This window comes from Bacillus sp. BC05(2025), from assembly GCF_056725905.1.
Genome location: NZ_JBWYRA010000009.1, coordinates 23,505 through 41,570 on the forward strand (window position 1 = coordinate 23,505; position 18,066 = coordinate 41,570).

At 35.0% G+C, this 18,066-nt stretch carries 17 protein-coding genes; 4 read left to right on the forward strand and 13 right to left on the reverse strand.

The genetic code is table 11. From position 1 onward, the window contains the following. Positions 1-26: 26 nt before the first annotated feature. Positions 27-146 (forward strand): YfhE family protein, encoded by a 120-nt coding sequence (locus ACZ76X_RS22485; RefSeq protein ID WP_000358488.1) that lies wholly within the window; start codon positions 27-29, stop codon positions 144-146. Positions 147-508: 362 nt separating this feature from the next. On the opposite strand, the gene ACZ76X_RS22490 is transcribed toward ACZ76X_RS22485, so the two are convergent. The 11 genes from ACZ76X_RS22490 to nagE all read right to left on the reverse strand — a co-directional run bounded on the left by ACZ76X_RS22490 (position 509) and on the right by nagE (position 14,529). Further along, positions 509-1,675, reverse strand: coding sequence for a diglucosyl diacylglycerol synthase (locus tag ACZ76X_RS22490; RefSeq protein WP_479851722.1), 1,167 nt, complete (start codon positions 1,673-1,675; stop codon positions 509-511). A gap of 412 nt (positions 1,676-2,087) precedes the next feature. Then, positions 2,088-2,819 carry a pyruvate formate-lyase-activating protein gene (gene pflA, locus ACZ76X_RS22495; RefSeq protein WP_342717508.1) on the reverse strand — a complete coding sequence of 244 codons (732 nt, stop codon included), beginning with the start codon at positions 2,817-2,819 and terminating at the stop codon, positions 2,088-2,090. Between the two features lie 69 nt (positions 2,820-2,888). Beyond that, on the reverse strand, positions 2,889-5,138 hold the full coding sequence (gene pflB / locus ACZ76X_RS22500; protein WP_479851723.1) for a formate C-acetyltransferase: 2,250 nt from the start codon (positions 5,136-5,138) through the stop codon (positions 2,889-2,891). Between the two features lie 338 nt (positions 5,139-5,476). Next, positions 5,477-7,024, reverse strand: a complete 1,548-nt coding sequence (locus ACZ76X_RS22505) for a glycosyltransferase family 2 protein (RefSeq protein WP_479851818.1) — start codon at positions 7,022-7,024, stop codon at positions 5,477-5,479. Continuing rightward, complete coding sequence (locus ACZ76X_RS22510) at positions 7,017-7,982, reverse strand: NAD-dependent epimerase/dehydratase family protein (RefSeq protein ID WP_098668605.1); 966 nt, start codon at positions 7,980-7,982, stop codon at positions 7,017-7,019. The genes ACZ76X_RS22505 and ACZ76X_RS22510 overlap by 8 nt, the downstream gene beginning before the upstream one ends. Further along, positions 7,979-9,220, reverse strand: coding sequence for a nucleotide sugar dehydrogenase (locus ACZ76X_RS22515; RefSeq protein ID WP_479851724.1), 1,242 nt, complete (start codon positions 9,218-9,220; stop codon positions 7,979-7,981). The genes ACZ76X_RS22510 and ACZ76X_RS22515 overlap by 4 nt, the downstream gene beginning before the upstream one ends. Then, positions 9,213-10,757 carry a glycosyltransferase family 2 protein gene (locus ACZ76X_RS22520; RefSeq protein WP_479851725.1) on the reverse strand — a complete coding sequence of 515 codons (1,545 nt, stop codon included), beginning with the start codon at positions 10,755-10,757 and terminating at the stop codon, positions 9,213-9,215. The genes ACZ76X_RS22515 and ACZ76X_RS22520 overlap by 8 nt, the downstream gene beginning before the upstream one ends. Positions 10,758-10,770: 13 nt before the next feature. Then, positions 10,771-10,965, reverse strand: a complete 195-nt coding sequence (locus tag ACZ76X_RS22525) for an LSm family protein (protein ID WP_000899469.1) — start codon at positions 10,963-10,965, stop codon at positions 10,771-10,773. Positions 10,966-10,981: 16 nt separating this feature from the next. Then, on the reverse strand, positions 10,982-11,383 hold the full coding sequence (locus tag ACZ76X_RS22530; protein WP_046953685.1) for an LSm family protein: 402 nt from the start codon (positions 11,381-11,383) through the stop codon (positions 10,982-10,984). A gap of 155 nt (positions 11,384-11,538) precedes the next feature. Next, complete coding sequence (locus ACZ76X_RS22535; protein ID WP_479851726.1) at positions 11,539-12,783, reverse strand: serine hydrolase domain-containing protein; 1,245 nt, start codon at positions 12,781-12,783, stop codon at positions 11,539-11,541. Positions 12,784-13,035: 252 nt separating this feature from the next. Continuing rightward, positions 13,036-14,529, reverse strand: coding sequence for an N-acetylglucosamine-specific PTS transporter subunit IIBC (gene nagE, locus ACZ76X_RS22540; RefSeq protein ID WP_479851727.1), 1,494 nt, complete (start codon positions 14,527-14,529; stop codon positions 13,036-13,038). Between the two features lie 326 nt (positions 14,530-14,855). Here nagE and glsA point away from each other — a divergent pair, with 326 nt between their 5' ends. Both glsA and ACZ76X_RS22550 read left to right on the forward strand, forming a co-directional pair. After that, a complete protein-coding gene (gene glsA, locus ACZ76X_RS22545) occupies positions 14,856-15,785 on the forward strand; it encodes a glutaminase A (RefSeq protein ID WP_001149853.1) in 930 nt (309 codons plus the stop codon). A 174-nt stretch (positions 15,786-15,959) separates the two neighbouring features. Beyond that, a complete protein-coding gene (locus tag ACZ76X_RS22550; RefSeq protein ID WP_000766602.1) occupies positions 15,960-16,301 on the forward strand; it encodes a DUF3969 family protein in 342 nt (113 codons plus the stop codon). A 22-nt stretch (positions 16,302-16,323) separates the two neighbouring features. On the opposite strand, the gene ACZ76X_RS22555 is transcribed toward ACZ76X_RS22550, so the two are convergent. Both ACZ76X_RS22555 and ytaF read right to left on the reverse strand, forming a co-directional pair. Beyond that, the gene (locus tag ACZ76X_RS22555) at positions 16,324-16,482 is read right to left on the reverse strand and encodes a hypothetical protein (RefSeq protein ID WP_000532411.1); all 159 of its coding nucleotides are present in this window, start codon (positions 16,480-16,482) and stop codon (positions 16,324-16,326) included. Between the two features lie 115 nt (positions 16,483-16,597). Next, a complete protein-coding gene (ytaF, locus tag ACZ76X_RS22560; protein ID WP_479851728.1) occupies positions 16,598-17,209 on the reverse strand; it encodes a sporulation membrane protein YtaF in 612 nt (203 codons plus the stop codon). 129 nt (positions 17,210-17,338) lie between these two features. Here ytaF and ACZ76X_RS22565 point away from each other — a divergent pair, with 129 nt between their 5' ends. Continuing rightward, on the forward strand, positions 17,339-17,992 hold the full coding sequence (locus ACZ76X_RS22565; protein ID WP_479851729.1) for a helix-turn-helix domain-containing protein: 654 nt from the start codon (positions 17,339-17,341) through the stop codon (positions 17,990-17,992). The last annotated feature ends 74 nt before the right edge of the window (positions 17,993-18,066 follow it).

Genomic DNA, 18,066 nt, shown 5'->3' on the forward strand with positions numbered 1-18,066 from the left:
GACTTTAGGACACGAGGTGATTTGTAATGGATAAAAAGAAACGTGACAAAGTAAAAAATGCATTATCTAGTACACAAGAAGTTCTCTACCAACGAGAGTTTCGTAAAGCAGATCGCGCAGCGGGTTATCGCTCGAAAAGTATTTAAAGTGAGAATGAATAATTAGAAGTTCTCCCCCTAATTATTCATTCTCATTACATATTTTTTCTACGTGATAGAGTAGAAAAAAGGTTCCTTATAAATAAGGAACCTTTTTTCTGTGGATAACGTTATCCACATAATTGATAGAATTGTGAATAAATTATACAAACCCTTCACAAGTTTGTATGTTGTAACGCATAGAAAATGTTAGAATTGTGGATATTTTTCTAAAAATTGTGGACAATGTGGATATAGTTGTTAATATTCCGACTTTACTGTTTAATGAAAGCGCAATCTCCATGTGGATAAGTCTTTCTCTCAGAACACAATAAAAAACCCTCTTTAAATATTCCAAAGAGGGTTTCATATTAAGTAAATGATTGTGCAAGAGCAGGTGATTTAATAGGTATATGATTCGGCTTTACATGGTTTTCTGCCAAAATTGTATCCACAATATGGCCAGCTGGCTCCGGGCGATAAATGCTTTTCATCGCTTCTTTCATTTGAAGAAGCTTCATATCATCTTGTAATAGCGCCTCAGTCTTTGCAAAAACCTCACTATCATCACGAATGACAACTGCCGCTCCTTTTCTTTCAAAGTACATCGCATTTTCATTTTCTTGTCCTGGAACAGGTTTATATAAAATGACAGGTACTTGCAATGCTGCCGCTTCACTTAGCGTGATACCGCCTGGCTTCGTAATCATACAAGAAGTAACACGGAATAATTCATCAATATTTTCAACATAACCGAATACTTTTAATGCTTCAGGATTGTTTTCCTGTAATCCTAATAAATCCTGTTTTAATGCTTCATTTTTCCCACAAACAACAACTACTTGTAAATCAGGTACTGACATAAATGATTGGCATAGTTCTTTTACACTCCCTAATACCCCATGAGCACCTGCTACAATTAGTAAAATCTTTTTATTCTTACATAACTGATATTTATTATATATAATGTCTGGATTGATCTTTAACTCAAAACTATTACGAATCGGAATTCCAGTTTCAACAATTTGCTCCGCAGGCACACCAATATCAATCATAACTTTTTTCACGTGATCAGTTGCTACAAAATAACGATCTACTTCCCGATGAATCCATATTTTGTGCACACAAAAATCTGTTAATACGTTATACACAGGAATTGAAATACCTGTTTGCTTTTTCAATTCTGGTACAGCTATAATCGGAAAGGTATTAATAACAATATCCGGTTTCTCTGCTTGTAAAAGTAATTTCAAACGTTTTCTTCCAAAATTCGCATACCAAGATGCTATTTTTTTATCATAAATTTTTTCTACACCATAATAAAACAAGCGGTATAATTCTTTTCCTATTGTATAACTTTTTAAATATAAATATTTTGTAATATCAGTTATAACTGGATGTGATTCTCCGAACAAATCGCATACAATTACATCTTTAATTCCTTTTTGGCGAAATGTTTGTTCTAATGTTTTCGCTACTTGCACATGACCGTTACCGTAATGTGCAGTTAATATTAAAACCTTGGGGTTTTTTATCAAACAAATCCACTCCTAGCTTATTGTTTCTCCATATTGCATATACGACAATAGGAAAAACATTTTCCTTAAAAATTACATAAACAGACTCTAATATTTCTCTTTCAGCTATGTACCTGTCGTGGATATGCAAAGCATATAAGATTGACCCCTTAATCCTATCTGTGCTCATATCTTTACATTATACTTTCCTATAAGAGCTTTCGCAATAACTTACAAATGTTCTCTATTTCATCATACTCACTCTTTTACTTCTTAATTCTTTTTACTATTTTGATTTCCCTTTACAATTATGTAAATTTCTCCACTTATTCCTTACAAAAATATGGATATTCTATTTTCAGTATACTCTTTTCTTTATATATACTCTAGGTTTTATTGTACAGAAAGCAAAAAGCCTAATCCAATATTTGGATTAGACTGCTTGTAAAATATGTCTTGCTTCTTCTACATTTTTTTCAGTAGGTGGTTCTACATTCGCGAGTGGATACTTATGCCCAAGTGCTTCCCATTTATATACACCAAGCTTATGGTATGGTAACACTTCAACTTTCTGAACATTAGACAGGCTTTGAATAAAACTAGATAGTTTTTTTAGATCCTCTTCATTATCAGTAATACCAGGAACTAATACGTGTCGTACCCAAATCGGTTTATTTTTATCCGATAAATAACGAGCAAATTGTAAAATATGTTCATTTGGTTTTCCTGTTAACTTACGATGTTTCTTTGAATCAATATGTTTCAAATCTAATAAAACTAAATCTGTGTATTCCATTAAAATATCTAGTTTATTTTGGAATTCCGGTTCTTCAGAATAACAACCACCTGAAGAATCAATTGTTGTATGAATTCCAACTTCCTTACATTTCTTAAATAATTCAATTAAGAAATCTAGCTGTAATAATGGTTCCCCACCACTAACTGTTATACCGCCTCCGGAAGCTTCAATAAAAGGAAGGTAACATGTCACATCCTGCATTACTTCTTCGACTGTTATTTCTTTTCCTTTACCAATCTCCCACGTATCAGCATTATGACAATATTGACAACGTAATAAACACCCTTGTGTAAATATGACATAACGAATTCCTGGGCCATCAACAGTACCACAAGACTCTACAGAATGAATTCTTCCTTTTACCATGTTACTTCCTCCTTTATTGAAACAGCCTCCCCCTGCTATTTATAAAATACAGAGGGACACTTTTTTCACTTACATGCTTTCATGCATTGTACGGTTAATTACATCGATTTGTTGTTCACGAGTTAATTTAATAAAGTTTACAGCGTAACCAGATACACGAATTGTTAATTGTGGATATTTTTCAGGATGTTCCATTGCATCCATTAATGTTTCACGGTTAAATACGTTAATATTTAAGTGATGTCCTTCTTTTACTGCATAACCATCAAGCATTGATACTAAGTTACGTACTTGTACATCATCTTCTTTACCAAGTGCTTTTGGAATAATAGAGAATGTATTAGAAATACCATCTTGCGCATCTTCATATGGTAATTTAGCTACAGATAATAATGAAGCTAATGCACCTTTTGTATCACGTCCATGCATTGGGTTCGCACCTGGTGCAAATGGTTCTCCAGTACGGCGACCATCTGGAGTGTTACCAGTTTTCTTACCGTATACAACGTTAGATGTGATTGTTAAGATTGACATTGTATGAACAGAATTTCTATATGTTTTATGTTTACGAAGTTTATTCATAAATGTTTTTACAAGATTTACAGCGATTTCATCTACACGATCATCATTGTTACCGTATTTAGGGAAATCTCCTTCGATTTCAAAGTCAACTGCGATTCCGTTTTCATCGCGAATTGGTTTTACTTTTGCGTGTTTAATTGCACTTAAAGAGTCTGCTACTACAGATAGACCCGCGATACCTGTTGCCATTGTACGAAGAACATTTGTATCATGAAGTGCCATTTCAATACGTTCGTAGCTATATTTATCATGCATGTAATGAATAACATTTAATGTGTTTAAATACAGGCCTGCTAACCATTCCATTGTCATATCAAACTTATGCATAACTTCTTCATAATCTAATACTTCAGAAGTAATCGGTGCGTACTCAGGACCAACTTGTGCTTTAGATTTTTCATCTTTACCACCGTTAATCGCATATAGTAATGCTTTCGCTAAGTTTGCACGTGCGCCGAAGAATTGCATTTGTTTACCAATTCTCATTGCAGATACACAGCAAGCAATTCCGTAGTCATCGCCGTAGTCAGCACGCATAATGTCATCATTTTCATATTGAATTGCTGATGTTTTAATAGACATTTTCGCACAGTAGTTTTTAAAGTTTTGTGGTAATTGTTTAGACCAAAGAACTGTTAAGTTTGGTTCTGGAGCTGGTCCTAAATTATCTAATGTATGCAAGAAACGGAATGAGTTCTTTGTTACTAATGGACGACCATCTAATGCCATACCACCGATAGACTCAGTTACCCAAGTTGGGTCACCAGAGAATAATTCATTATAATCAGGTGTTCTTGCAAATTTCACAAGACGTAATTTCATAATGAAGTGATCCACAATTTCTTGTACTTCTTCTTCTGTTAAAGTACCATTTGCTAAATCTCTTTCAATATAAATATCTAAGAATGTAGAAGTACGTCCAAGACTCATTGCAGCTCCGTTTTGCTCTTTAATTGCTGCAAGATATGCAAAGTATAACCATTGGAATGCTTCTTGCGTGTTTGTTGCTGGCTTAGAAATATCAAAACCATGAGAAGCAGCCATTTGTTTTAACTCTTGAAGCGCACGCATTTGCTCAGATAACTCTTCGCGTAAACGCATTGTCTCTTCGCTCATTACACCGCCAGTTAAATTTAAATCAGCTTTTTTCGCTTCAATTAAATGATCTACCCCATATAACGCTACACGACGGTAGTCACCGATAATACGTCCACGTCCGTATGCATCTGGAAGGCCAGTAATAACACCTGATTTACGAGCAGCTCTCATTTCTGGTGTATAAGCATCGAACACACCTTGGTTATGAGTTTTTCTCCAATCTCTAAAAATACGACTAAGTTCTTTATCCATTTCGTATCCGTAAGATTCACAAGCTTGTTCCGCCATACGAATACCACCATATGGTTGTAAAGAACGTTTAAATGGTTTATCAGTTTGGAAACCGACTACTTTTTCAATATCTTTATTTAAATATCCTGGTTCATGTGATGTAATAGAAGAAACGATTTTTGTATCCATATCAAGAACGCCACCGTTTTCACGTTCTTTTGTTGTTAAATCCATTACTTGATCCCAAAGTTGTTTTGTTGCTTCAGTTGCTCCCGCTAAGAAAGATTCATCCCCTTCGTAAACGTTTACATTATTTAAAATGAAATCGCGAACATCAATCTCTGCTTTCCATTTTTCACCTTTAAAGTTTTCCCATGCGTTTTTAACATTTTCTAATACTTGAGTCATCCTAATCTCCTCCATTTTTGATTAGTACAGGACTAAGATTTTTTATATAACAGCTTACACACTTAGAATACTACTTTTTTACGAAAGTGAACGAAACAGTTGTGACATGTTTGTGAAATGTTGAGCAAACCACTATATGTATAGTGTTAACTTCACTTAAAAGTCTTTATAATTAACCCTTTCCTTAATTGTATTTTTTTGGTATCCTTATATACGAGTCCTATTTTGTAATATAAGAACAATACCCATTGTAGAGCTGTAATACTCTTATCTCCTAATCTGTTATAGTTTTTATAACAGAACAAAAAAGTGTACATATGTTGTACACTTTTTTGTTACTACTCTAAAACATCTCTTTTTCTATTCCCATCATAGAATCCGCCACGATTACCTTCTAATACAATTAATTGCTCTAATCCTTCTATATGATCACCTATAATTCGCAAAACAGCTGGGGGATGACCTATTTTTGCAAAATGTTCACTGGGACGAATACGGTTCATCTGATCGACCTCTACACGACTTACACATGCAATTTCGAAGCCTAACAGAATCGCTTTCACTTGAGCTACACAAGGTGATAGTAAAGATCTATAACCGATTTCTTTCAAGCATTTACGGCTAAACGCATTCGGTACAGCAATAAGAGAACCTACCCCTAGATCTTTTCTATCACAAGCTAAATTTAACGCATATTTAAACGCAGTTACAAGATGAAGCGGTACTCTTAAATCTAAATAATGATTTAGATCATTTAATGCGACATCCATTCCATCTGCAATAGCTTTTGCGAAAGGATATAGTTCCCTAGCCGGGATAACAAAATCACCGTCTATAAACAACACAATTTCCCCTTTTGCAAAGTAAGTTCCAAGCGAACGCCCTACATCGTTTCCAAGTGCTTCTTTATATATAATTGTTGTTGCTCCCTTTTCTTTTGCAATCGTTGCGGTTTGATCAGACGAGCCATTTACTACAACAATAATTTCAACAGGTTCAATTTTCCGAAGTTCATCTATAACATTTCCAATTGTTTTCTCTTCATCTTGTACAGGAATAATGACTGATAATTGCTTTCCTTTATACAATTTAGATGTAACGCCCCATCCTTGATAAATATCTTCGAAATCTAAAGTATGATAGACACTATCTCTTTTCCTATTTCCATCATAATATCCTCCGCGCTCATCACTACCTACTATTCGCTCCGCTACAGCTTCTATATGATCACCTATCATCCGTTTTTCAGATTGCGAAAGACCTGTGCCATACGAAGCATGCTCGGTCGGCCGAAATTTATTCGGTGTAATAACGTCAATTGCACAATGCCGACTAATTCTCCATTCGCTTTGAACTAGGCGTAAATGAGCGACAATAGGATTAACAAAGCTTTCATATCCAATACTTTGAACGACTTCTTTCGTCAATGCATGAGGTGCATCTAATAAGGAATCAATTTTTAATTCTTCACGCTCTAACATTGCATTTAATATTTGGCGCCATACTGTAATAGAATTGGGTTTTTGCCTTTTTAAAAATAGTGCATCCAAGTTATTTAAAACGATGTCGGCCTGACCATGTAAAATCGGATTCAGGAATAATTGTAATTTTGAAGTTTGAATAGCAAAATCACCATCTATAAATAGTAATACATCACCTATCGCGTGTTTTGCGCCAACCGCACGGCCAACATCGTTCCCTAGTAGCTCCGTATGTTTGATTATTTTACACCCTAAACGATCAGCAACCTCTTCTGTACCATCGTTACAACCGTTTGCTACTACAATAATCTCTAATGGATTTAATCCTTTTGCCGATTGGATAACATCTGAAATCGTTTCAGCTTCATTACATACAGGTATAATGACCGATAGTGACTTAGCCATTATTCTCTTCACGGAACCACTTAATAGTTTCTTTCAATCCTTCTTCCCACGTTACTTCTGCTTGAAACTGAACAAGTTCTCTTAATTTCGCAACATCCGGTCTTCTATTTGGAATTTCTTCAAAGCCATGTGGGTATACCTCTTCGAAAGGAACTTGGACAATTTTCGAAGAAGATTTCGTTAGTTTTTTAATTACTTCTGCTACTTCTTTTATACTCTTTTCATTCTCAGAACCTATGTTAATAATTTCACCATTTACCTTTTCATCCATCGCTCGAATCGTTGCCTCTACCGCATCACTTACATACGTAAAACAACGTGTCTGCTCTCCATCTCCATATACGAGAATGTCTTCTCCTTGCAAAGCCGCACTAATAAATCGCGGGATTACCCCTGCATACGGACCATCTTTCGCTCTTGGACCATAAATATTAAAATAACGAACAATCGTTACCGGTAAACCTTCTAATGCGTATCCTAAACATAATGTTTCTTCTAATGTTTTACACACTGCATAACTCCAGCGTATTTTAGAAGTTGCCCCGTATAATCGATCTCCCTCTTCAGAGAAGGGTGGCTTTGCCTTACCATATACTTCTGAAGTAGAAGCAAAGACCACTTTCTTCTTTTCTTTTAGCGCTGCTTGTAAAATATTTCTCGTTCCATCAAAATTTGTTTCAATAAGCTCTATACTCTTTTCCATTGTCGTTTTCACGCCTAAAATTGCTGCTAAATGAAACACTACATCATGTTGGTTTACTAATTCATAAATAGAATTTTTATCTAAAACACTTATTGGAATAACTCGAATTTCTTTCATTAACTCATCATGATATTTATTTTTCCCTTTATAGAAGTTATCAACGATCGTAACTCCATACCCTCTTTTCACCAGCTCTTCAGCTAAATGTGAACCAATAAACCCTGCTCCACCTGTAATTAAACATTTCTTACTCATACACTCACCTTCTTTATAATTCCACGTGTATCTATTACTCGCTTCATTCCTTTAAAAAGCTTCCAATCGATATTAGAGTGATCCGTTAAAATTAAAATACAACCCGCTTGTTTAACGACTTGTTCATCCAAAGAAACAGATTGGTACACCTTATCTTCAAACTTTGCAGAAGAAATATATGGATCGTGATATTCGATTTCATATCCTTCTTTTAGTAGCAATTCAATAATTGGCAAAGCCGGTGATTCTCTCAAATCATTTACATCTTTCTTATACGCAATTCCTACAATTAAAATTGATGCAGGTGATTGCACCATGCCTTTTACTTTCCGGACTATTTTCTCTGGCATTTCTTCATTAATCACATGTGCCGCTTCAATTAATTGACTAATTTCCCCATTCCTTTTTATTCTCCATTGGAAATATAAAGGATCTACTGGAATACAATGTCCTCCTATTCCTGGTCCTGGCCAATATGGAGTAAATCCAAATGGTTTTGTAGATGCGGCTTCAAGCGCCTCATAAAAATCAATTCCTAAACTTTCACATAGTGTGTTTAACTCATTTACTAAGGAAATATTGACTAGGCGCTGAATATTTTCAAATAACTTACACATTTCCGCTACTTTCGGAGAACTAACTGGAACCACTACATCAAATGTAGTGCTATACAACTCCTGTACTTTTTGTTTACACTTTTCTGTTTGTCCACTAATAACTTTTGGAATCGTTTGAACGGAATAGTGACTATTAGCTGGATCAATTCTTTCAGGGGAATATCCAATATAAAAATCTTCTCCTACCTTTTTACCTGTTTGAGAAATAATAGGAATGATAACTTCCTCGAGTGTACCTGGATATGTGGAGCTTTCAAAAATGAAGGTTTGTCCTTTTTGAAGGTTTTGTTGTATATAATGTGAGGCTGAAATGAGGGCACTTAAGTCTGGTTCTCTTTGTTCATTAATTGGAGTCGGGACAGTAACAATAACATAATCACTATTTTGAAAATCAGCAATGCCTTGATCCGGTGTGTTCACTATTAATTTTTTTTCCATCAATAAACTTTGTAACTCTTTAGAAGAAACATCCGGAATATAACTTTCTCCTTTTATAATTGATTCTATTTTTCTAATATCTTTATCTAACCCAAGTACTGTATGCCCTCTCTCTGCAAAATGGACTGCTAAAGGAAGGCCAACATACCCTAAGCCAATAATAGCTACTTTACTACTATTCATTTGTATTCTCTTCTTCCCTTCTCAATTGTTGAATAATATCTCTATCTCTATCTCCATCCGTAAAGCCACCGCGTTCGTCCGTACATTGTAATAAATACGCAATCGCCTCAATTTGATCACCGAAAATACGATCAAATGCTGAAATACGCCCATTTACAAATTCGTGTTGCTCTGGACGTACTCGATTTGTTTTTATAACATCTACTAACTCTACTGCTGTAATAGAGAATCCTTCTAAAATAGCTTTCATCTGAGCTAATGGAGGAATCACAAGAGAATCATAACCAATTTTCTCTATTACTTTTTTATGCATAGCGTGTGGTACTGCCGTTAATGAGTTATTCCATAAATCTGGTCGCTTCGCTATCAAATTCACAAAATATTTTCCCATGCTAATTGGATCTGCTGGATGAAACATATCTAATAAACACTGTAAATCATTTAATGCCACATCACTTCCATCTTCAATAGCGCGCAAAAATAGAATTAAATTTGTTGCTGGAATAACAAAATCACTATCAACAAATAAGCAAATATCTGCCGTAGCATACATGGCCCCTATCGCCCGTGCTACATTATGCCCAAGCACTTCCTCCAACTCAACAACAATAACATTCTCTAGCTTTATTTGTTTAATAGTCTTTACGGCAGCTCCATTCGCAACAACTATAATTTCATCTACACCTGCTTTTTTCACTTCTTGTATAACAGACCTTATAGTTGTTTTCTCTTCTGATACTGGGATAATGGCACTATATTTCGCTTTTTTCTTTTGTAATACAACTGGTTTATACTTTCCTACAAACTCCCTATCTTTATTGCCCTCTGAAAAACCACCGCGATTACCGTATGTTTCGATTACGTATTGTAAAGCTCGCAAATGATCACCCATAATACGACTAGTCGCTTTCGGATAAGGAGAGCCAGGTGATGTACCCGTATGGACAGGACGAACTTTATTTGTGTAAATGACATCAACTGAAGCCATATCAGAAATATCTACTCCTCTAGACATCGCCATCGCTTGAAATAGTGCTGGGTCCGCTAAATTCCACCACCCTAGTTTTTCAATCACTTCACGACTTATCGCATGTGGTATCGCAATTAAAGATCCTACAACAAACTCTTTTTTGTTCAAATAACGGTTTAACATATATTTTCCAACCGTCGTATAATGCGGTCTCATCTTCAAATAAACGGACCATGTTAAATTATTTAAAACAATCTCATGTCCTTGCTGTATTCCTTTAATAAAATTGTATAATTCTTCACTTTTCATGACGATATCGCCATCTAAAAATAAAACAATTTCACCTTTTGCTTCTCTAGCACCAATTGCCCGTCCCACATCATTACCAAGAGAATATCTATAATAAATCACACGACAATTATGCTGTAGCGCTATTTCTTTCGTACCATCTGTCGATCCATTATCTACTATGATAATTTCATATGGTTCCAACTTCCTTACTTCTACTAAAACTTTTGATAAAGTACTTGCTTCATTATGCACTGGAATCACAACTGACACTCTCATACTTGTATCACTCTTACCCTTCCAAGCGAACATAAGCAATAATAGGAATACGTACAACTACATCTTCTGGTGGTCCATAAGAAGGAGAAGTACGAACAATTACTGCCCCATCCGTCACAGATAAAAGAACGCCTGCAATGATTTCTACAGCTGTCACAACTTGCACTAGTTCACCAACATGGTTACGTAATTCATCAGTAAATAACATATATAACTCTCCTTTCTTACGCTTCTTTAATTGATATAATACTTGTAAATGGTAATAAAACTTCTGTTCCTATTCCTTCTTGCAGTGTTAAGAAATCATCACCAACTGCTACAATCACACCTGTTAACTGTCCAACTGTCACAGTAATTTCTACGTTTTTACCCAAATACTGCTCTGCAATTTCTTTAAAAGGTGATGTATTACATTCTTTTAAAATGTTACAAATAATGGATTGAAATCTACTTGATTCAATAACTTCTTCCGTAGCTTGCTTAGAGTTTCTTTGAATAAATCTCGCGAAGTTTTGTGAAAATAAAAGTCTTTCCACAGCAGGTAATAACTTATTATCTAAAAAATAATCTAATTGCCTATTAAACAATCTCGATAACTTTTTCCAATACTTACCGAACAGACACATATATTTCTCCTCCTATTATTTTAAAATTATAAAAATACATCCATACATCTTAATGTATACAAAGCAGGCTTTTTTTGTGATAGGTAAGACATACATTTTTCAAGGAAACAATGTTTTCTAATCAAACAAAAAAGACTATCCAATAGGATAGTCTCTTACACTTCAATATTTCGCAACATCGTATAAATGTCGTTATTCACTTTACCAAATGATTTAATGTTATTTTGAATGTTAGATAATAAAACGACATACACACTACCGTTTTTACTAAATCCATTTAAACAATTCCATCCTGGCATGACACCGTGATTCGAATAACTTCCCGGGTCTACATACCAACCAAATCCGTAATCTTTTTTTCCGCCTGTAAACATTTGATCATAACTCTCTTTTGAAATTAACTTTCCAGAGAAGAGTGCTTCATTAAATAAATATAAATCATGTGCGCTTGTATATATATCACCACAACCATATAGTTGTGACATACTTGGAATATTAGGTGTTGTCATATTGTTATTTACTATTTTATAACCCGTTGATGGGAATCTTGTTTGTTCTAACTCTCTACCAAAACCAGAATGTTTCATACCAGCAGGTGCAAAAATATGCTGCTTAATATATTCTTCTAACGGTTGGCCACTTACTTTCTCGGCAATGTAAGCAAGTATAGAGTAGTTCGAATCCGAATACTTCCATTTCTCTCCTGGACCCCCAACACGCTTTTGGTTTCCTATTCGTTTTATCAGTTCTTCATGCGAAATATCCTCTGTTCCCTGCTCATACTCTGGAATTCCTGATGTATGTGTTAGTAAATGTTTTAACTGAATCCCATTACCTTGAGGGAAATCTGGAATATACTTTGCAATCGTATCCTCTACGTTTAATTTATTTTGATCTTTTAATTGCATAATAGCAGTCGCTACAAATGCCTTTGAAATAGAACCAATATAAAAAGTTGTCTCTGAATTATTCGGTACTTGTTTCTCTTTGTTCGCCATACCGTACCCTTTATTCAAAAGAACTTTTCCGTTCTTCACAATAACAGCTGTCCCGCTAAATCCTACATTTTGTAAATATTGATCTAATTGAGCGTTTTCATTAATTTCTTGAGGTGGTCCCTCAGCAGGCTTTTCCACAGCTTGCGCTTGCTTCACTTGTTCTTCCTGCTCTTTTTGTTTTTGTGCTTCTTGCTTCTTTCTTTCTTCTTCTTTCTTTTTCAGCTCTTCTTGTTTCTTCATTTCTGCCGCTGCTTTTAAAGTTTCTTCTTTCTTATTATGTGCAATAATTTTTGTATACATGAAATATACAAGTGAAAATAGTAGGACGAGAATGATTGTTCTTTTTATGTATACAATCGACCGACGTGATTTCCCATTCGCATTATTTTTTTCCTGATCCATGATTGCTTTTTCCCCTTATTCACCAATAATTTACTTCCTCTACTAAAGATTTATTTTAGCAGATTATGGATAATCTATTCTATGTCATCCCTACTTTATCACGCACTGCACATATTACCAACCTATATGCATAAAAAAGAAAAAGAAAATTTACAAAGGTAAGATTGCTGTTAAATTTTTAACATAAAAAAAGAGGATATCCTCTAAAAACTGATATTATCAATCTTTTTGGATATCCTCTTATCTAATTATTTATACGTGTTTTTTCATATCATCGGCAACAGATTCAACATTTGTACCTACGATAACTTGGACACTCGTATTACTTAATTTCATAACACCTTTCGCACCAGCACGTTTTAATGCTGCTTCGTTTACTTGACCAGCATCTTTCACTTGTAAGCGTAGACGTGTTGCACAGTTATCAATAACTGTTAAGTTTTCTTTTCCACCTAAAGCTGCTACGTAAGTTTCACCAATTGAACCTGCAACTGGAGCTTCTTCGCCTTCAGCTACTTCCTCTTCATCTTCACGACCAGGAGTTTTTAGGTTGAACTTCTTAATTAAGAAGTAGAATACTACAAAGTAAATTGCTGCGTAAATTAAACCAATCCCTGCTAGTAACAATGGTTTTGTTGCAATACCGAAGTTTAAGAAGTAATCGATTGCCCCGGCACTAAATGAGAAACCATCGTGAATGCCAAGTGTTGTTGTAATGAATAGAGACAGACCTGTTAATACAGCATGAATACCATATAATACTGGTGATAAGAACATGAATGAGAATTCAATTGGCTCTGTAATACCAGTTAAGAATGAAGTTAATGCTAGACCACCTAACATACCTGTAACCATTTTACGTTTTTCTGGTTTAGCAGCTGCAATCATTGCGAAACATGCTGCTGGTAAACCGAACATCATAATTGGGAAGAAACCAGTCATGAACATACCTGCTGATGGATCTTTTGCAAAGAAACGTGCAATATCACCATGAACGATATCGCCAGCTGCATTTGTAAAGTCACCAAGTACGAACCAGAAGTATGTGTTCATTACGTGGTGTAAACCGATTGGAATTAATAAACGGTTTAATAATCCGAATAAACCAGCACCAATTGAACCTAAGTTCACGATACCATGTGCTACTGCATCAATACCACTTTGGATTGTTGGCCAAATTTGACCGAATACTAATCCTAAAAGAAGCATTACGATTGAAGTAATGATTGGTACAAAACGTTTTCCTGCAAAGAATCCTAACCATTCTGGTAGTTTAATCTTATGGAATTTGTTGTATAGTAATCCTGCAACAACCCCTGCAATAATACCACCGAGTATGGCCATATTAATTTTCGGCGTTAACGCCGCTGCTTTTGAAACCTTTGTCATTGTATCTGCTAATTTAGTTGGGTCTACTGAACCGACTAAATCTTGAACACTTTTTAATTTATCATTTAACTCTGCTGCTGAATATGTCTTACTTAGAGCATTCGTTGTATTTTGTAAAACAAGATATCCGATTGCTCCGGCAAGTCCAGCTGCTCCACTACCGTCAACAGACAAACCGATTGCAACACCAATTGCAAAAATAAGTGCTAAATTATCAAAAATTGCTGCACCGGCCTGTGCCATAACAGGAATGTTAAATACGTCTTCTTGTCCTAAACGAAGCAATAATCCTGCTGCTGGTAGTACGGCAATTGGAAGCATTAACGCTTTACCAATACGTTGTAAAAACTGCAACATTTTAATTCCCCCTATCAAATTTATGAAATCGTTATCATTATAAGTACGCCTTAGAAAACGCTTTCTATTTACATAACCATAATAACATATAGTTGTATAGATGTGTAGTTTTTATTTTTGAATTTTTTATGGATAAATCTCCTATTTCCAAACTGTTATATAAAAGGAAATTTCTCCTTTTTAAAATACAGAATACTTGAAACGAAAGACCTTATTATAGCACATATAACTTTCGTTTTATCATTCCACTTTTTCATGTTATTATTTATTTCCGAGCATATCGGGAAAAGTAAACTTAGTTAATTCGAAATAGGAGCGTTGGTACTATGCAGTGCATTGAAACAAACAACTTACAACAGTTGTTAGAACAAGTAAAACCATATACAAAAAAAGGAAAACTTGCTACTTATATCCCCGAACTAGGAAATGCGAATCCAGATGATTTAGGGATTGCCATTTTCCATAAAGAAACAGAATACATCCATGCTGGCAACTCACAAACACTATTTACTCTTCAAAGTATTTCAAAAGTAATTACACTTGCACTTGCCCTTTTAGATCGTGGTGAAGAATATGTATTTTCTAAAGTTGGAATGGAACCAACTGGTGATCCATTTAATTCTATTATTAAGTTAGAAACGACAAGCCCTTCTAAACCACTTAATCCAATGATTAATGCAGGGGCACTAGCTATTACAAGCATGTTAGCAGGAAAAGATAATGAAGAAAAAATGGAGCGCATCCTTCATTTCGTACGTGAAATAACAGATAATCCTACTATTAATTATTCTTCTAAAGTTGCCAATTCAGAATTAGAGACAGCTTACTTAAACCGTTCACTTTGCTACTATATGAAACAAAACGGCATTATCGATTGTGACATCGAAGAACTTATGGATTTATACACTCGTCAATGTGCAGTCGAAGTAAACTGTATCGATTTAGCACGTATCGGCTTAATTTTTGCGATGGATGGCTATGATCCATATAAGAAAAAACAAATTATCCCTAAACATATTACAAAAATCTGTAAAACATTTATGGTCACATGCGGTATGTATAACGAGTCTGGCGAATTTGCGATTCGCGTTGGTATTCCTGCAAAAAGTGGTGTAGCTGGTGGTATTTTCGGCTGCGTAAAAGGCGAAATGGGAATCGGTATTTTCGGCCCAGCTTTAGATGCAAACGGAAATAGTATCGCTGGTTTTAAAATTCTTGAACTTCTTTCTGCTCAAGAAGGTTGGAGCATTTTTTAATTGAGAGTTATCCTGCTATACTAGCAGGATTTTTTTATTCCATAAAAACCTTAACTTTATCAGCTACCAATCCCCTACAAAAACTGTACTGAAAGTTTCTCTATATCATGCATATTTGCTCCCCCACCCTGAATAGTATAGTACAACCTAGCGCTATATGTGGAGGTGTGAAGGATGAAACTAATATTTCAGATGGAAAAACAGCCTGTTCTTGAAAAAACAATTCTTCTCTTTATATTGAGTATTGTAGAAAGCTTAAAGTTAAAAGTGGTTTCACTCGATGAAGCTCACCGATACATATTCAATTTAGAAGTACTTGAACTATTAATGGATCGGAACATCGATGATCAAGTACTTGAACTTATTCATTTCGGAATGGGACTTGAAGACATTCATCATGTACTTCCGGAAGAACTTGAACATACGATTGAAGAATTAAAGTGGCTTTGCATTCAAGTGTTAAGTGAATACAGCATGCATGAAGAATCTGAACAACTAATTGAAGATATACGGTAAAAAAGCACCTATGTAGGTGCTTTTAATGTTTTTTCAAACTATTTTTATACGTCTCAATATTTACTGGTAGTTCTTCCTCTTCTAAAGTATGTTCATTTACATCTTTATGAATGAACGCACCTTTAGGCGGTTGATGGTCATGCCCTTTTTTCTTATGATCAAATGCTTTTCCGCGTCCCATACGGATCCCCCTTTCTTTAAAAGAAATCCGTATTAGTATAGGGAAAAGTACGTCGACATATACAATCCTTTGCCGTATTTCCAAGGAAATACTCGAACATTGTTTTCTGTTCTCCTTACAACAACTGATCAATCCCGATAAGAATTAATAAAACTCCCGCAATAACAGTAGCCCATTTCCCTAAGTATGCTGCTAAAAATCGTTTCCCTACATACGCAAAACCACTAATACAAATAAAACTAAACACCCCAGAAATAGTTGCTGTAAGCCACAGATTCAAGTTTGTTACCCCAGCATCAAATCCACCCGCAATATTATTAATAGATAATGCAATCCCTAAAACAATTGCTTCTGAAAAACTAATTGTTTTAGAACCATCAAAATCTGCTTTTTCTGGATCACGTAAAATTCCCATAAGTACACTACCATCGTTAGAGCTTACGGTATTTCTTTGCTCCAAGAAAGGCTGGCACAAAATAAAAACCCCGATTACCCCTAAAACGATTGCTCCAATCAAGTTTGCAGTAAACTCTGATATAAATAACGCAATCCAGTTTCCAAAAAAGCCAGCTAATAAAGTAAATAAAAAACCAAAAAATGCGATGATAAAATTGTTAAACCACGAAATACGGATTTTACGAATGCCATATGCAATCCCAACACCTGCATTATCTAAATTAGAAGCAATCCCGATTAAAAAAATTGAAAATAGACCTGCCGTACTCATAAACAGCCACCCCTTTTTCTCACTTTTCCATGCATCTTATGAAAATGTTGAGCAACTGTGCCTGTCTGTTTCATATACATGTAATAAATGCTCAACATTTTTTCAACAATAAAAAGGAGTGCCTTCGTTATGCCTAAAGAAAATCCAAATGAGCGGCTTAGTAAATTAATAAAAAAGCTTTTAAAAGAACGTGCCTTATCTATGCGCCAACTCGGAATGCTGACGAATATTGATCCCGCAACAATCTCAAGAATTATGAATGGGAAACAACCGCCAAAGCAAAAGCATCTACAAAAATTTGCAGAATGTCTGCAAGTTCCACCTCAATTGTTTTTTGATGAAATGTATCCTGATTCTCCTCACATTAATAAGGAAAAGACGGATATGTACACATCTCTTGATACAATTCAACAAACGCTGCAATCCTCTAACTTATTCGATTTCGACTACACAACAACTCGCGTAAAACAAGAACTTGAAAACTATGAACGTTATGCTCAAACAGCAGAAGGTGAAAAACGTATCCATGAAAGTTTCGCGAGCAAATTAGAACAAATTGATAGTGCTGGTCCTTTCATTGAACAATTAACGGATATGTATCAACAATTTTGCAATGAAACTAATCCAAGAGAAGAGCGTGCAGTTCTTGGAGGTGCATTACTGTATTTCATTTTATCGACAGATATTATTCCCGATTACCTCTTTCCAATTGGCTATTTAGATGATGCAATTGCTGTTGAATTAGCAAAAGAGAAATTAATCGAACTCAAACGAAAGACATAGAAAAATAAAGAACTATTTCAGTTGTTTCTATTCAACTCTGAAATAGTTCACTAAAAAATCGTACAAGTATACAT

Coding starts and splice junctions, on each gene's coding strand:
- ACZ76X_RS22485 (WP_000358488.1), top strand. CDS start 27: ATGGATAAAAAGAAACGTGACAAAGTAAAAAATGCATTATCTAGTACA.
- pflA (WP_342717508.1), bottom strand. CDS start 2,819: ATGGTAAAAGGAAGAATTCATTCTGTAGAGTCTTGTGGTACTGTTGAT.
- pflB (WP_479851723.1), bottom strand. CDS start 5,138: ATGACTCAAGTATTAGAAAATGTTAAAAACGCATGGGAAAACTTTAAA.
- ACZ76X_RS22505 (WP_479851818.1), bottom strand. CDS start 7,024: ATGGCTAAGTCACTATCGGTCATTATACCTGTATGTAATGAAGCTGAA.
- ACZ76X_RS22510 (WP_098668605.1), bottom strand. CDS start 7,982: ATGAGTAAGAAATGTTTAATTACAGGTGGAGCAGGGTTTATTGGTTCA.
- ACZ76X_RS22515 (WP_479851724.1), bottom strand. CDS start 9,220: ATGAATAGTAGTAAAGTAGCTATTATTGGCTTAGGGTATGTTGGCCTT.
- ACZ76X_RS22520 (WP_479851725.1), bottom strand. CDS start 10,757: ATGAGAGTGTCAGTTGTGATTCCAGTGCATAATGAAGCAAGTACTTTA.
- ACZ76X_RS22525 (WP_000899469.1), bottom strand. CDS start 10,965: ATGTTATTTACTGATGAATTACGTAACCATGTTGGTGAACTAGTGCAA.
- ACZ76X_RS22530 (WP_046953685.1), bottom strand. CDS start 11,383: ATGTGTCTGTTCGGTAAGTATTGGAAAAAGTTATCGAGATTGTTTAAT.
- ACZ76X_RS22535 (WP_479851726.1), bottom strand. CDS start 12,783: ATGGATCAGGAAAAAAATAATGCGAATGGGAAATCACGTCGGTCGATT.
- nagE (WP_479851727.1), bottom strand. CDS start 14,529: ATGTTGCAGTTTTTACAACGTATTGGTAAAGCGTTAATGCTTCCAATT.
- glsA (WP_001149853.1), top strand. CDS start 14,856: ATGCAGTGCATTGAAACAAACAACTTACAACAGTTGTTAGAACAAGTA.
- ACZ76X_RS22550 (WP_000766602.1), top strand. CDS start 15,960: ATGAAACTAATATTTCAGATGGAAAAACAGCCTGTTCTTGAAAAAACA.
- ACZ76X_RS22555 (WP_000532411.1), bottom strand. CDS start 16,482: ATGGGACGCGGAAAAGCATTTGATCATAAGAAAAAAGGGCATGACCAT.
- ytaF (WP_479851728.1), bottom strand. CDS start 17,209: ATGAGTACGGCAGGTCTATTTTCAATTTTTTTAATCGGGATTGCTTCT.
- ACZ76X_RS22565 (WP_479851729.1), top strand. CDS start 17,339: ATGCCTAAAGAAAATCCAAATGAGCGGCTTAGTAAATTAATAAAAAAG.